This window comes from Actinoallomurus sp. CA-142502 (assembly GCF_050936355.1).
GTDB classification, from domain to species: domain Bacteria; phylum Actinomycetota; class Actinomycetes; order Streptosporangiales; family Streptosporangiaceae; genus Actinoallomurus; species Actinoallomurus iriomotensis.
This window is the reverse complement of record NZ_JBNJMY010000001.1, coordinates 3,993,525-4,006,026: the sequence shown is the minus strand read 5'-3', so window position 1 is coordinate 4,006,026 and position 12,502 is coordinate 3,993,525. Positions and strand designations below refer to the sequence as shown.

Sequence of the window (12,502 nt, the reverse complement as noted above, 5' to 3'; positions counted from 1 at the left end):
TGCCGCGCGTCAGGACCGGCTCATGCCTGGGCGGCCACCTCGCGCAGCGCGCTCTCGAAGACCTCGGCCGGCTGCGCGCCCGAGACCGCCCACGTGCCCTCGAAGACGTAGAACGGGACCCCGCTCACGCCCATCGCCCGCGCGCGCTCCACCTGCTCGGCCACCTCCGTCTCGCCGTCGCCGGCCGCGAGTCGCTCCGCGACCCCGTCGAGCCCCGCCTCGGCGGCCAGATCGGCGAGCGTGCCGTGGTCGTTCAGGTCGCGGCCCTCCGCGTGGTAGGCGCGGAACAGCCGGTCGACGACGGCGTCCTGGACGCCCGCCTCACCCGCCAGCGCGATGACCCGGTGGGCGTCGCGCGTGTTCGCGCTGATCGCCTTCTCCGGCTCGTACGGCAGGTTCTCCGCGGTCAGCAGGCCGCGCATCCGCTCGTGCATCTCGGCGACCCTGGCCGGGCCGCCGAAGCGGTCGGCCATGCGCTCGGTGGTCAGCCCGCCGCCGGTCGCCTCCGGGTCGAGCTGGAACGGACGCCAGGTCACCACGGTGTCACCGCCGAACGCCTCGGCGGCCGTGCTGAAACGGGCCCGGCCGAGGTAGCACCACGGGCACACGACGTCGGAGAAGATCTCGATGTTCACGTCCGGCCCAACCCGGGCCGCCGCGCCCGCATTCCCCGGCCGCGTACAGGCATCGCTACGCTGGGCGGTTCGTACATCGTCGAACAGCGAAAGATTCTCATGGCACTCGAGCGACCCGAGATCGACTTTCCCGAGGGCGAGCCGCCCGCCGACCTTCAGATCACCGACATCACGGTCGGCGACGGCCCCGAGGCGCGGCCCGGCTCCACCGTCACCGTGCACTACGTCGGCGTCTCCCACTCGACCGGCGAGGAGTTCGACGCCTCGTGGAACCGTGGGGCGCCCTTCGACTTCCCGCTCGGCGCCGGGCGGGTCATCCAGGGCTGGGACCAGGGCGTGGCCGGCATGAAGGTCGGCGGACGCCGCAAGCTGGTGATCCCGCCGCACCTGGGCTACGGCAACCGCGGCGCCGGCGGGGGCGCCATCAAGCCCGGCGAGACGCTGATCTTCGTGGTGGACCTCCTGGGCGTCGGCTGAGCCGTTGAGAGGCCGCCCGGGTCCCTGGGGTTCCGGGCGGCCTCTCAGTACGCCACCGAGACGTGGTGGCGTACCGAGCCGTCATCGCCGACCACGCCCAGCATGCAGGCGGCCAGGTCGGCCCGGGAGATCGTCCGGCCACCGCGCAGGTTGACGTCGATCGCGGTGCGGTAGCGGCCCGTGGCCTCCTTGTCGAGCAGCCGCGGCGGCCGTACGAGGGTCCACTCCAGCGCCGAGTCCCGCACCTCCCGCTCGCAGGCGCGCATGTCCTCGAAGGCATTCTTGAGCAGCGGGCCCAGGATCAACGGCTTGACGACGTAACGCGTGAACAGGCCGTCTCCCCCGTCCGCGAACGCGCCCGCGGCGCTGCACACGACCAGACGGCGGACACCCGCCTTGCCCATCGCCTCGATGACGGCGCGCGCGGCGTCGCGGCAGATCGTCGTCGGTCCCCTGTCGCGGTGGCCGAGCGTCGACAGGACCGCATCGGCGCCCTCCACGGCGGGCGCGACGGAGGCGGCGTCGGTGACGTCCGCCGTGACCACGCGAAGCCGCTCGTGGGCGGGCACGTCGAGCCGCGCCGGGTCCCGTACGACCGCGGTCACGTCGTGGCCCTCCTCAAGCGCCTGTCCGACCAGCTGGGTGCCGGTGCCACCTGTCGCACCGAGGATCGTCAATCTCATCGGGGCCTCGCCTTCCATCGTCTCGCGTTCTGGTTAGTGAGCACTCACCCACTACACTAGCCAGTGAGTACTCACTAACCAAAGGGGATTCGTTGGAGACGCGCGACCGCATCCTGGACGCCGCCGCCGAACTCATGCGGACACGCGGCATCGCCCGTACGACCACCAAGGAGATCGCCAAGGCGGCCGGCTTCTCCGAGGCGACGCTCTACAAGCACTTTCGCGACAAGGAGGAGCTCCTCCTGCGCGTGCTGAGCGAGCGCGTGCCGGGCGTCGCCCAGATCGCGATCGCGGCCGGGCAAGGCCGGATCGAGGACAACGTCTTCCGGCTGGTCCGCGGGACGCTCGACTTTTACCACGAGACGTTCCCGATGCTGGCCTCGCTGCTGTCCGAACCCGGGCTGATGGCGGCGCACCACGCGTCGATCAGCCGGCGCGGCGGCGGGCCCCGGCGTGCGGTCGAGCGCGTCGCCGCCTACTTCCGCGCCGAGCGTGAGCTGGGCCGCGTCCCGGAGCACACCGACCCGCACGCGGTGGCCGCGCTGCTGACCGGCGCGTGTTTCCAGCAGGCCTTCTTCGCCTACTTCGCCGGGGGGCCGGACGCGGAGCGGGTGCCGGACGACGTGGTCACCGCGCTGACCCGCACGCTCACCGCCGCCCTGGGCACGTCCGGCTGAACGCTCAGCGCCGCTGGGAGCGGCGGGCGATGGCCCAGCCGAGCGCCACCCCGGCCAGCGCGACGAGGCCGCCGGTGCCGAACGCCGTCGCCATCGCCCAGGCGTCCGACGGCGCGCGGCCGCCCGCGTACGCCGGGGCGGGCGCCGCGACCGGGCCGGCGGCCGGGGCGGGGACGGACGCGGCCGGGGCCTCGGCGCTCGGGACGGGACGGGCGATGGCGTGTTCGACCGCGGAGAAGAACTCCCCCGCCGTCCGCCTGCCCACGCTCGCGAGCATGCGCTGGCCGACGCCGCCGATCATGCCGCCCACCGTGGCGTCCGCGTCGTAGTCCACGCGGGTGCCGCCGTCCGCCTCGGACAGGCGGACCCGTACGGTCGCGTCGATGGTGCCCGGCGCGCCCTGGCCGCGGGCGCGGAGGGTGAACGCGTGCGGCGGCTCGGGGTCGGACAGGGCGACCTGGCCGGCGTAGGTGCCCTTGATCGACGCCACCCCGGCCCGGATCGTCATCGCGTACGTGTCGGGGCCCACCTCGTCGAGGCGTTCGCACCCCGGGATCGTCCGGGCCAGCACGGCGGGATCGCGCAGCGCCCGCCACACGTCGGGTACGGGCGCGGCGACGCTGACGCTGCCGTTGACCTTCATCGTCGACCTCCTGTGTGAGCCCCGACACTAGAAAAGCCCGAGCGCCGGGCGAAGGGCAACAACTGCCGAGCGACCGCCGCGTCCTTTGACAATCCCCACCGGCGATCAGTACCCGATCCGGCCAAGTACCGATCAACACACTCCTATCGTGGGATAAAGCGAGACAAGCGGAGACCAGACGCCACAGGAAGGAATCCGATGGCGCTTCGGCCACCGGCCCGTACCGTGACCGCGACCGCCTGCACCCTGCTCGCCGCCGGCGGCCTCACGGCCTGTCATGACACCCGGACACCGCAGGCCGGACGCTCCCCGTCCGCCTCCGCCTCCGGCGGCCCGACCCGTCACCGCAGGCCCAGGTCCACCCGGTCCCCGGCGCGGACGACGACCTCGCCGGCGGCCCCGCCGACGGGCACGCGGACGACGAACCCGGGGTCCCGTACGCTGCCGGACGACGGCCCGCTCCCGCCGGTCATCAGCCACGTCCCGGTACGAAGCCGGATCGTGTTCGTCACGATCGACGACGGCTGGGAGAAGGATCCGGCGTTCGTCCGGCTGGTCCGTGAACGGCGGATCCCGCTGACGCTCTTCCTCACCAACGCGGCCATCAAGGACGACTACGGCTACTTCACCGGGCTGCGGCGCGCGGGCGCGCTCATCGAGGACCACACGATGACCCACCCGTACCTGCCCAAGCTGTCGTACGCGCGGCAGCGGGAGGAGATCTGCGCGCCGGCCGACATCTACGCCCGGCGGTACGGCACGCGGCCGACACTGCTGCGCGCCCCGTACGGCGCGACCGACCGCGCCACGCTCCGCGCCGCGCGCGACTGCGGCATGAAGGCCGTTCTCTTCTGGCGCGAGGTGGTCACGAACGGCCGGATCGCCTACCAGTCGGGCCACCGGCTGCGTCCCGGAGACATCCTGCTCGTGCACTTCAAGCCGCACATGACGGCGGATTTCGAGCGGCTGCTGCGCACCATCGGCGAGCAGGGCCTCCGGCCGGCCGCGATCAGGGAGCACCTGCCCGCCGGCTACTTCCGTTCCTGAGGAACCGCCGCGGCGGCGGACCGGCGGGGAAAGGCAGCGCAAAGGCCGATCGATGTTCGCCTCCGGACGCGTCGTCGCACGGCGCGTGACGGGCCACGTGCGTGTACTCCTGCTGTCGGCGAACGACGGATGGTCTTCCGCCGTGACCACACGTGACTCTTTCCGGCCGGGGGCGGTCTCATGGGCTCATTCACGCGATCGACGAGCGGCGCGGGCATCGCCGTCCTCACCGGGGGCATGGTGGTGGCGGCCGTCCCGGCGCCCGCGACGGCCGCGGCGCGCGTCGTGCGGGTGCCGTGCAGCGCGACCGCGCTGAGCGCGGCGATGACGGCGGCCAACGCTTCGGCGAGCGCGCCCCTCAGCCTCGCGCCGCGCTGCGTCTACGACATCACGACGCCCGCGACCGCCGCGACGGCGCTGCCGGTCATCACCCGGGACGTCACCCTGCTGGGCGGGCCCGGCACGACGATCCGGCGCGCCCCGTCCGCGGCCGCACGCTTCCGCGTCTTGGAGGTCGCCGCGGGCGCGAGCCTGCGGATGGCCGGCGTCTCCGTCCTGAACGGCGCGACGAGCGGCCTGGGCGGCGGCGTCCAGAACGCGGGCCGCCTGGTGCTCAGCCAGGTCACCCTGGCGGGGAACACCGCGGCCAACGGCGGCGCGATCGCCAACCTCGCGGGAGGGAGGGCGACGGTGTCGCGCAGCGTCCTGAAGGCGAACACCACCACCAGTGTCGGTGGCGGCGGGATCCTCAACGCGGGCACGGCGACGATCTTCGCCAGCGCCCTCCTGTCCAACACCGCGCCGATCAACGGGGGCGGCGTCAACACCCAGCCGAGCGGCACGACCTGGCTCATCCGCACCGCCGTCGAACACAACACATCGGGCAGCCTGGGCGGTGGCCTGTCGAACCTGGGGCACACCACGCTGAACCAGGCCGTGGTGCGGTTCAACCAGGGTTCGGCCGGCGGCGGACTCGCGAGTGCGAACACCAAGGTGCTCATCAGCCGGTCGGTCGTACGGGACAACACCCCCGGCAACTGCTCGCCGGTCAACACCATCGCGGGCTGCACCGGCTGATCGGGCATCCGGGTGTAATCCGGATGCCGGCCCGGCGGCCCTGCCGTCATACTGCCGGGGTGAGACGCTGGCGGCAGGTACCTGATCTCGGCGCCGCGGGTACGTGCGGGCGATGCCGGGGACCGCTGCGGTCCTACGTCTACCGCTACCACCCCCGCGGTTCGGGGTCCTACGAACGCTGCGTGTCCTACGTCTGGTGCTCGCCGTGCCGCCGCTACGCCGGGCAGATGGTGCACGTCCCGAAGGACGAGGTGCTGCCCGACCCGCTCGGCGACCTGCCGGCCGACGAGCGCGACGCCATCCGCGGGAGCTCGCGCCTCGTGCCGTACGTCGACCGGGTGCTGACCCGCACCGGGGCTGCGCCGGAGCCGCACTGGGTGATCACCCGGGAGCCGGTCGAGACGACGAGTCTGCTGCGGGACTACTTCACCGACGTGGCGTCGCGGTACTACGGCCGGCCGGCCACCGAGGCGGAGGTGGACGCGGCGCTGGCCGAGGATCCGAGCGACGATCTGGTGTGCTTCCTCGTCGGCCGACGCGGCGGGGCGCCCTCCGGCTGCGTGGGCCTGCGGCTGCTCGGTCCCGGCGTCACCGAGCTGACCCGGCTGTTCGTCCATCCGAGGGCCCGGCGGACCGGCGGGGGCCACGCGCTGCTCGCCGCCGCCGAAGACGCGGCGGTCGACGACCTGCGGGCGCACACGATGCGGCTCGACACCCGGCACGACCTGGTCGAGGCGCGCGCCCTGTACGCGGCGCACGGCTACGCCGAGATCCCGGCGTACTCGCACGGCCCGTACGCCGAGCACTGGTTCGAGAAGTACCTGGGCTGAAAATTGCGCACCCCGAAAGATTGCGGGGTCCGCACTTTTCGGGTTAGTGTCATGGCATGACCACCGCACGCGCGCCCGGCCACCGGGAGCGCAAGAAGCAGCAGACGCGTGAGGCCCTCAGCTGGGCCGCGCTGCGCCTCACGGTCGAACGCGGGCTCGGCAACGTCCTGGTCGAGGACATCGCCGCCGAGGCGGGCGTCTCGCCGCGCACCTTCAACAACTACTTCTCCAGCAAGGCCGAGGCCATCGTCTGGCGGCAGCTCGACCGCCTGCGCCGCGTCGCCGGCCTGCTCCGCGAGCGCCCGCCGGCCGAGCCTCTCTGGGAGGCCGTCACCGCCGCGGTCACGGCCACCTTCGACCACGGCGAGGCCCTGCCCGACCAGCGGTGGACCGAGGGCGTGCGCCTCATGCTCGGCGAGCCCGAGCTGCAGGCGGAGCTGATCAAAGGCGGCGCGGCGGTCGAGCACGAGGTCGCCGCCGTGATCGCCGAGCGCACCGGCACCGACGCCGACCGCGACCTGTACCCGCTGTTGATGGCCGGGGCCGTCACCGCCGCCGTCCGGATCGCCGGGGAGCAGTGGCTGCGCACCGATCCGCCGGTGCCGCTGCCCACGCTGCTCCGCGACGCACTGGAGCGGCTGGCCGCCGGCCTGCCCGTCCCCGAGTAGCCCTCTCCCCCATCAGCGGCCTCGCGCGAGGCCGCCATCTGACCCTGCCCCCTAACGGCCTGCGCGCGAGGCCGCCATCTCAGCCTGCCCACATCACGCACGGCCTTTCCCCTCAACGGCCTCCGCGCGAGGCCGCCATTTCGCCCTGCCCACATCACGGGAGGAACCCCATGACCCACGACGTCGTGATCATCGGCGGTGGGCCCAACGGCCTGCTGCTCTCCTGCGAGCTCGCGCTCGCCGGCGTACGCCCCCTCGTCCTCGAACGGCTGGCCGAACGCGCCACCACGCCCAAGGCCAACGGCCTGGTGGGCCGCGTCGTCCAGGCACTCGACCGCCGGGGTCTGCACGAACGGCTGAGCGGCGGCGACGGCCCGCCGTTCGCCGTACCGGGCTTCCAGTTCGGCGCCCTGCCGCTGGAGCTGTCCCGGCTGGAGGACAACCCGATGTTCATCCTGCCGATCCCGCAGCGGCGGATGGAAGAGCTCCTGGAAGAGCGTGCGCTCGAACTCGGCGTCGAGATCCGACGGGGGCACGAGCTGACCGCGCTGAGCCAGACCGCCGACGAGGTCACCGCCGAGATCACGGGCCCCGAAGGCGGCTACGAGCTGACCGCGCGCTTCCTCGTCGGCGCCGACGGCGGGCGCAGCACGGTGCGCAAACGGCTCGGCATCGGCTTCCCCGGCATCACCGACCGGGGCTTCACGAGCCGCCAGGGGCAGGTCGCCATCGACCCTCCCGTCGCGGTGCCGGGCACCGGCGAGCTGGAGGTGCCCGGGCTGGGCCGGCTGCGGCCCGCCACGTTCACCCGCACCGAGCACGGCATGTTCGCGTATGGCATGTTCCAGCCGGGCCTCTACCGGGTCAGCGCCGTCGAGTGGTCGCCCTCGCCGCTGGAGGACAGCACGTCGATGCCGCTGGACGAACTGCGCGACGCCGTGCGGCGGGTGCTCGGCGCCGACCTTCCCATGCGCGTGGTGGGCGGCGTGGACCCGGGGCTCCGCCGGTCGGCGGGCGCCAACTCCCGGCAGGCCGAGCGCTACCGGCAGGGCCGGGTGTTCCTCGTCGGCGACGCCGCCCACGTGCACTCCGGCATCGGCGGTCCCGGCCTGAACCTCGGCATGCAGGACGTGCTCAACCTCGGCTGGAAACTCGCCGGCGAGATCAACGGCTGGGCGCCGGAGGGCCTGCTGGACACGTACGAGAGCGAGCGGCGCCCGGTCGGCGAGCGCGTCATCATGCACACCCGCGCCCAGATGGCGCTGACCTCGCCCGGCGAGGGCATCACCGCCCTGCGCGCGCTGCTGGGCGAACTGCTCACCGACCCGGCCAACATCCGGCACATCGCCGAGCTCATGTCCGGCGCCGACGTCCGCTACGGCGACGGCGACGCCCACTCGATGACCGGCCGCTGGATGCCCGACCTGACCCTGCACACCGAGTCGGGCACCACACGGGTCGCCAGGCTGCTGCGCGACGCCCGTCCGCTGCTCCTCACCCGCACGAACGGCGCCGCGAAGGCCTGGGCCGGCCGCGTCGAGGAGGTCACGACCCCCGACGCCCCGGCCGAGGCGGTGCTCATCCGCCCCGACGGCTACGTGGCCTGGGCGGGCGAGGACACCGACGGGCTGGAGGAGGCCCTGCGCACCTGGTTCGGCACGCCCGGGTGAGGAGCCGGGATGTCCAGGCCGCTCACGGAGATGAGGCGGGCGGGTGGAGAGCTCGCGAACCGGGTCCGGGCCGCACGTCGGCGCGTACCCGGGCGGCGGACCGGTCAGGTCCGCCGCCCGGGCCGGGGCCGCGTACGACGAGACGTCGGCGCGGTCCACGCCCAGGCAGTCGTTCCATGCGCGCCTCATCTCGGTTCCGTTGGTGAACCTCCGGTCCGTGATCCGCTCGATCGACGCGGTGGCCCATCGGTCGTCGAGGCACGCGATGGAGCCTCGGCTCAGGAAGGGCTCGCCGAGCCGGCGCGGTTCGTGCGTTCCGCGACGCCGGACGCGGCCGCGAGGCGCAGGTGGTACAGCTCCGACGGCGAGATCGGCATCCGGGTGATCCGGATGCCCTCCGCGTCCTCGATCGCGGCGGCGATCACCGCCGAGCCGGGGATGACGCCCGCCTCCCCCGCGCCCTTGACGCCGAGCGGGTTCAGCGGCGACGCCGTCTCCATGTGGCCGGTCTCGATCCGCGGCACCTCGGTCGCGTACGGCATGAGGAAGTCCATGAACGACGCGTTGAGCAACTGGCCCTCGGCGTCGTAGACCATCCGCTCGTAGAGCGCACCGCCGACGCCCTGCGCCACTCCCCCGTGGATCTGGCCCTCGACGATCCGGGGGTTGATGAGCCGGCCGCAGTCGTGCAGCACGGCGTACCGCAGGATGCGTATCTCCGCGGTGTCCGGGTCGGTCTCCACGATCGCGGCGTGCATGCCGTAGGCGAACGTCGAACGCGGCGGCGAGTAGTAGTCCCGGCCCTCCAGGCCCGGCTCGCCGGTCAGCGGCGGGTCGTCCGGCGAGCCGCCGACGGCGAACTGCGTCGCCTGCTGCGCCGCCTCGTCGAAGGCGTACCGCAGCGGGTTGGACAGCACCGCCACGGTGCGCAGCGGGATCGACGCCGCCGCGTTGCCCTTGACGCGCACGACGCCGTCGACGATCTCCAGGTCGCGCGGGTCGGCCTCCAGCGCCTCGCCGGCGATGCGCAGCGCCTTCTCGCGTACCTTGCGAGCGGCCAGGGCGATGGCGTTGCCGCTCATCACGGCGGCGCGCGAGGCGAACGTGCCGACCGCGTACCCGAACCGGCGGGTGTCGCCGGTCGTCACGGTGACGTCCTCGATCGGCACGCCCAGCTCGGCCGCGGCGACCTGCGCGAACACGGTCTGGTGCCCCTGGCCCTGCGAGGTCAGGCCGGTGGAGACGTGCACCCGTCCGCTGGAGTCGATCTCGACGTGGCCGCCCTCGTACGGGCCGACGCCGGTGCCCTCGACGTAGCAGGCGAGACCGATGCCGACGCGCCGGCCCGCCCGCTCCGCCTCGGCGCGGAACGCCGCGAAGCCGTCCCAGCCGATCAGCTCCTTGATGCGCCGCAGCATCTCCGGGTAGTCGCCGGAGTCGTAGATCAGCGGCCGGCCGTCCTGGAAGATCAGGCCCTGGTCGTAGGGGAACTCCTCCGGCCGGATCAGGTTGACCTCGCGGACCGCCGTCCGGTCGAGGCCGAGCTCGTCGGCGATCCGGTCCATCGTGCGCTCCATGCAGAACGCGCCCTGCGGGCGACCCGCGCCGCGGTACGGCGTGACGATGACCGTGTTGGTGTAGAGGCTGGTGAACTCCACCCGGTACGCGCCGGGCTTGTACGGCCCGAGCAGCTGTGTCGAGGTGATGATCGGCACGATGATGCCGTACGGGGTGTAGGCGCCGTGGTCGTGCTGGATCCGCACGTCGAGGCCGAGGAGGCGGCCCTCGTCGTCGAAGCCGACCCGGATGTGGTGCACCTGGGCGCGCTCGTGCGCGGCGGAGACGAAGTGCTCGCGCCGGTCCTCGGTCCACTTGACCTCCCGGCCGAGCAGCCGCGCCGCCCACGGCACGAGGACCTCCTCCGGCCACGGGTGAACGATCTTGACGCCGAAGCCGCCGCCGACGTCGGGCGCGATGACCTCGACCTTGTTCGCGGGCAGGCCGAGCTTGACGGCGATCGCCATCCGCACACTCGTGGAGGTCTGCGTGGAGGAGTACACCCGCAGGGACCCGTCGTCGGCGTCCCAGCGGGCGTACACGCCGCGCCCCTCCAACGGCATCGACGCGCTGCGCTCGATGTCGAGCCGGAACTCCAGCACGTGCGGCGCGGCGCCGATCGCGGCGGACACGTCGCCGGTCTCCTGCACGAGGTGCGCGCCGACGTTGCCGGGCACGTCGTCATGGACGCGACAGGAGGCGTTCACCGCGTTCTCTATGCCGACGACCGGCGGCAGCGGCTCGTACGTCACCCGGATCCGCTCGGCGGCGTCCTCGGCGAGGTAGCGGTCGCGCGCGACCACCATGACGACCGCCTCGCCGACGTGCCGTACGACGTCGCGGGCCAGGGGGTGGGCGGTGCGGCCGTGGGTCAGCGCCGGATGCGGGATCAGCAGTGGCAGGGGCTCCCCGACGCGGCCGTCCAGGTCCTCCCAGGTGTAGATCGCGACCAGGCCGTCGACGTCGAGGGCGTCGTCCACGTCGATGCCGGTGATCCGCGCGTGCGCGTGCGGCGACCGGACGAACGCCGCGGCGAGCGCGTCCCGCCCGAGGTCGTCGACGTAGCGCCCCTGGCCGGTGACCAGGCGCGGGTCCTCCCGGCGGGCGATCGGCTCGCCGAACGTCACCGGTCCGTCCTCTCTTCGGCGATCAGGTCGGCGGCGCGGTGCACCGCCTTGACGATGTTCTGGTAGCCGGTGCACCGGCACAGGTTGCCCGAGATGCCCTCCAGCACCTCATCCTCGCTCGGCCGCGGGTTGTCCCGCAGGAGCGCGGTGACCGTGCACAGGAACCCCGGCGTGCAGAAGCCGCACTGCAGGCCGTGGCATTCGGAGAACGCCCGCTGCACCGGCGACATCCCGCCGTCCGCGCCGAGCCCCTCCACCGTGGTGACCTCGTGCCCGGCCGCGGTGACGGCGAACATCAGGCACGAGCGGACCGGCTCTCCGTCGAACAGCACCGTGCAGCAGCCGCAGACGCCGTGCTCGCAGCCCACGTGAGTGCCGGTGAGGCCCAGGTCGTGGCGGAGGAAGTCCGACAGCAGCCGCCGCGGCTCCGCCGACGCCGTCCGCGGCACCCCGTTCACGTTAAGGCTGATCTCCCTGGTCATGGGCCCTCCTTCGTCGGGGGAGGGTGACCACAAGGGCGCGTCTTCGATTCTCTCGCTTCGCTCGGTCATAGGGCCTCCTGGGCGGCGGCGCGCAGGGTGCGCTCGGTGAGGACGCCGGCGAGGTGGCGGCGGTAGTCCGCGCTCGCGTGGATGTCCTCGTCGGTGTCCAGGCGATCACGGGCGTACGCCGCGGCGGCCGCCCAGTCGCAGGTGACAGGCGGGCGGTGGCCGAGCGGTCCGGTCAGGTCCAGGACGAGCGGGGTGGCCGCCACGCTGAGGTAGGCGACCTTGGCCGAGCTCACCCGCTGGTCCTCATCCAGGGTCACCAGCGCGGCGGCCCCGGCCATGGCGTAGTCGCCGTGCCGCCGCGCCACCTCGGCGAACGCGGTGCCGGACCGGGCGGGCGGCGTCGGGAAGAACGCCGACGTCGCGAGTTCGCCCGGCCGCAGAGAGGACTCGAGCGGCCCGGCGAAGAACTCCGCGGCCGGGATCGTCCGCCGGCCGCCGGCCGAGGCCGCCTCGACCGTGCCCTCGCAGAGCGCGAGGACGGCGGGCAGTTCGGCGGCCGGGTCGGCGTGCGCGAGGCTGCCGACGACCGTGCCGCGGTTGCGCACGACGGGATGGGCGACCTGCCGCAGCGCCGCGCGCAGCAGCGGGAGGACGCCCGCCGCCTCCTCCGACCGTTCGACGCGCGCGTGCCGGGCGAGCGCCCCGACACGCACCCCCTCCGCGGTGGCCTCCAGAGTGTCCAGCGCGGTGACACGGTTGATGTCGACGAGGTGGGCCGGGGCGGCCAGCCGCATGTTGAGCAGCGGGATCAGGCTCTGCCCGCCGGCCAGGACCTTCGCGTCCTCTCCCGTACGGGCGAGGACGTCCAGGGCCTCCTCCAGCGTCTCCGGGGCGTGGTGGTCGAACGGGGGCGGTTTCAC

Annotated in this window: 14 protein-coding genes; 7 read left to right on the top strand and 7 right to left on the bottom strand. The window is 73.3% G+C overall.

The genetic code is table 11. The features are described 5' to 3' along the window. Window positions 1–20: 20 nt before the first annotated feature. Window positions 21–635, bottom strand: a complete 615-nt coding sequence (locus ACQEV1_RS19420) for a DsbA family oxidoreductase (protein ID WP_433395001.1) — start codon at window positions 633–635, stop codon at window positions 21–23. A 99-nt stretch (window positions 636–734) separates the two neighbouring features. Here ACQEV1_RS19420 and ACQEV1_RS19415 point away from each other — a divergent pair, with 99 nt between their 5' ends. Continuing rightward, window positions 735–1,112: an FKBP-type peptidyl-prolyl cis-trans isomerase gene (locus ACQEV1_RS19415; RefSeq protein ID WP_285566622.1), complete on the top strand. Its 378-nt coding sequence runs from the start codon at window positions 735–737 to the stop codon at window positions 1,110–1,112. A 44-nt stretch (window positions 1,113–1,156) separates the two neighbouring features. Here the strand turns inward: ACQEV1_RS19415 and ACQEV1_RS19410 are convergent, their stop codons facing one another. Next, window positions 1,157–1,795, bottom strand: a complete 639-nt coding sequence (locus ACQEV1_RS19410) for an NAD(P)-dependent oxidoreductase (protein WP_433394998.1) — start codon at window positions 1,793–1,795, stop codon at window positions 1,157–1,159. Between the two features lie 92 nt (window positions 1,796–1,887). Here ACQEV1_RS19410 and ACQEV1_RS19405 point away from each other — a divergent pair, with 92 nt between their 5' ends. Then, window positions 1,888–2,472: a TetR/AcrR family transcriptional regulator gene (locus ACQEV1_RS19405; RefSeq protein WP_433394996.1), complete on the top strand. Its 585-nt coding sequence runs from the start codon at window positions 1,888–1,890 to the stop codon at window positions 2,470–2,472. Window positions 2,473–2,476: 4 nt separating this feature from the next. Here ACQEV1_RS19405 and ACQEV1_RS19400 read toward each other — a convergent pair whose 3' ends face one another. Together ACQEV1_RS19400 and ACQEV1_RS19395 are read right to left on the bottom strand one after the other, a co-directional pair. Next, entirely contained in the window at window positions 2,477–3,115 is a 639-nt protein-coding gene (locus tag ACQEV1_RS19400) for an SRPBCC family protein (protein WP_285616905.1), read from the bottom strand. 341 nt (window positions 3,116–3,456) lie between these two features. Continuing rightward, window positions 3,457–3,588: a hypothetical protein gene (locus ACQEV1_RS19395; RefSeq protein WP_433406184.1), complete on the bottom strand. Its 132-nt coding sequence runs from the start codon at window positions 3,586–3,588 to the stop codon at window positions 3,457–3,459. Between ACQEV1_RS19395 and ACQEV1_RS19390 the strand changes: the two genes are divergently transcribed. The 5 genes from ACQEV1_RS19390 (at window position 3,557) to ACQEV1_RS19370 (ending at window position 8,407) form a co-directional block, all read left to right on the top strand. Further along, window positions 3,557–4,162: a polysaccharide deacetylase family protein gene (locus tag ACQEV1_RS19390; protein ID WP_433405926.1), complete on the top strand. Its 606-nt coding sequence runs from the start codon at window positions 3,557–3,559 to the stop codon at window positions 4,160–4,162. The two genes, ACQEV1_RS19395 and ACQEV1_RS19390, sit on opposite strands and share 32 nt — an antisense overlap. Before the next feature lie 180 nt (window positions 4,163–4,342). Next, window positions 4,343–5,239, top strand: a complete 897-nt coding sequence (locus ACQEV1_RS19385; protein ID WP_433394994.1) for a hypothetical protein — start codon at window positions 4,343–4,345, stop codon at window positions 5,237–5,239. Between the two features lie 59 nt (window positions 5,240–5,298). Beyond that, window positions 5,299–6,069 (top strand): GNAT family N-acetyltransferase, encoded by a 771-nt coding sequence (locus ACQEV1_RS19380; RefSeq protein ID WP_433394992.1) that lies wholly within the window; start codon window positions 5,299–5,301, stop codon window positions 6,067–6,069. Window positions 6,070–6,125: 56 nt separating this feature from the next. Further along, complete coding sequence (locus tag ACQEV1_RS19375) at window positions 6,126–6,737, top strand: TetR family transcriptional regulator (protein ID WP_285616909.1); 612 nt, start codon at window positions 6,126–6,128, stop codon at window positions 6,735–6,737. A gap of 170 nt (window positions 6,738–6,907) precedes the next feature. Beyond that, window positions 6,908–8,407, top strand: coding sequence for an FAD-dependent monooxygenase (locus tag ACQEV1_RS19370; protein ID WP_433394990.1), 1,500 nt, complete (start codon window positions 6,908–6,910; stop codon window positions 8,405–8,407). 278 nt (window positions 8,408–8,685) lie between these two features. Here the strand turns inward: ACQEV1_RS19370 and cutA are convergent, their stop codons facing one another. The 3 genes from cutA to ACQEV1_RS19355 all read right to left on the bottom strand — a co-directional run bounded on the left by cutA (window position 8,686) and on the right by ACQEV1_RS19355 (window position 12,502). Then, entirely contained in the window at window positions 8,686–11,091 is a 2,406-nt protein-coding gene (gene cutA, locus ACQEV1_RS19365; protein ID WP_433394988.1) for an aerobic carbon-monoxide dehydrogenase large subunit, read from the bottom strand. Continuing rightward, a complete protein-coding gene (locus ACQEV1_RS19360) occupies window positions 11,088–11,573 on the bottom strand; it encodes a (2Fe-2S)-binding protein (protein WP_285616912.1) in 486 nt (161 codons plus the stop codon). The genes cutA and ACQEV1_RS19360 overlap by 4 nt, the downstream gene beginning before the upstream one ends. 65 nt (window positions 11,574–11,638) lie before the next feature. After that, window positions 11,639–12,502, bottom strand: a complete 864-nt coding sequence (locus ACQEV1_RS19355) for an FAD binding domain-containing protein (protein WP_433394986.1) — start codon at window positions 12,500–12,502, stop codon at window positions 11,639–11,641.

Excerpts from the sequence above, each read along its gene's own strand:
- ACQEV1_RS19410 (WP_433394998.1), bottom strand. The coding sequence starts at position 1,795 with ATGAGATTGACGATCCTCGGTGCGACAGGTGGCACCGGCACCCAGCTG.
- ACQEV1_RS19385 (WP_433394994.1), top strand. The coding sequence starts at position 4,343 with ATGGGCTCATTCACGCGATCGACGAGCGGCGCGGGCATCGCCGTCCTC.
- ACQEV1_RS19395 (WP_433406184.1), bottom strand. The coding sequence starts at position 3,588 with ATGACCGGCGGGAGCGGGCCGTCGTCCGGCAGCGTACGGGACCCCGGG.
- ACQEV1_RS19400 (WP_285616905.1), bottom strand. The coding sequence starts at position 3,115 with ATGAAGGTCAACGGCAGCGTCAGCGTCGCCGCGCCCGTACCCGACGTG.
- ACQEV1_RS19370 (WP_433394990.1), top strand. The coding sequence starts at position 6,908 with ATGACCCACGACGTCGTGATCATCGGCGGTGGGCCCAACGGCCTGCTG.
- ACQEV1_RS19375 (WP_285616909.1), top strand. The coding sequence starts at position 6,126 with ATGACCACCGCACGCGCGCCCGGCCACCGGGAGCGCAAGAAGCAGCAG.
- ACQEV1_RS19415 (WP_285566622.1), top strand. The coding sequence starts at position 735 with ATGGCACTCGAGCGACCCGAGATCGACTTTCCCGAGGGCGAGCCGCCC.
- ACQEV1_RS19360 (WP_285616912.1), bottom strand. The coding sequence starts at position 11,573 with ATGACCAGGGAGATCAGCCTTAACGTGAACGGGGTGCCGCGGACGGCG.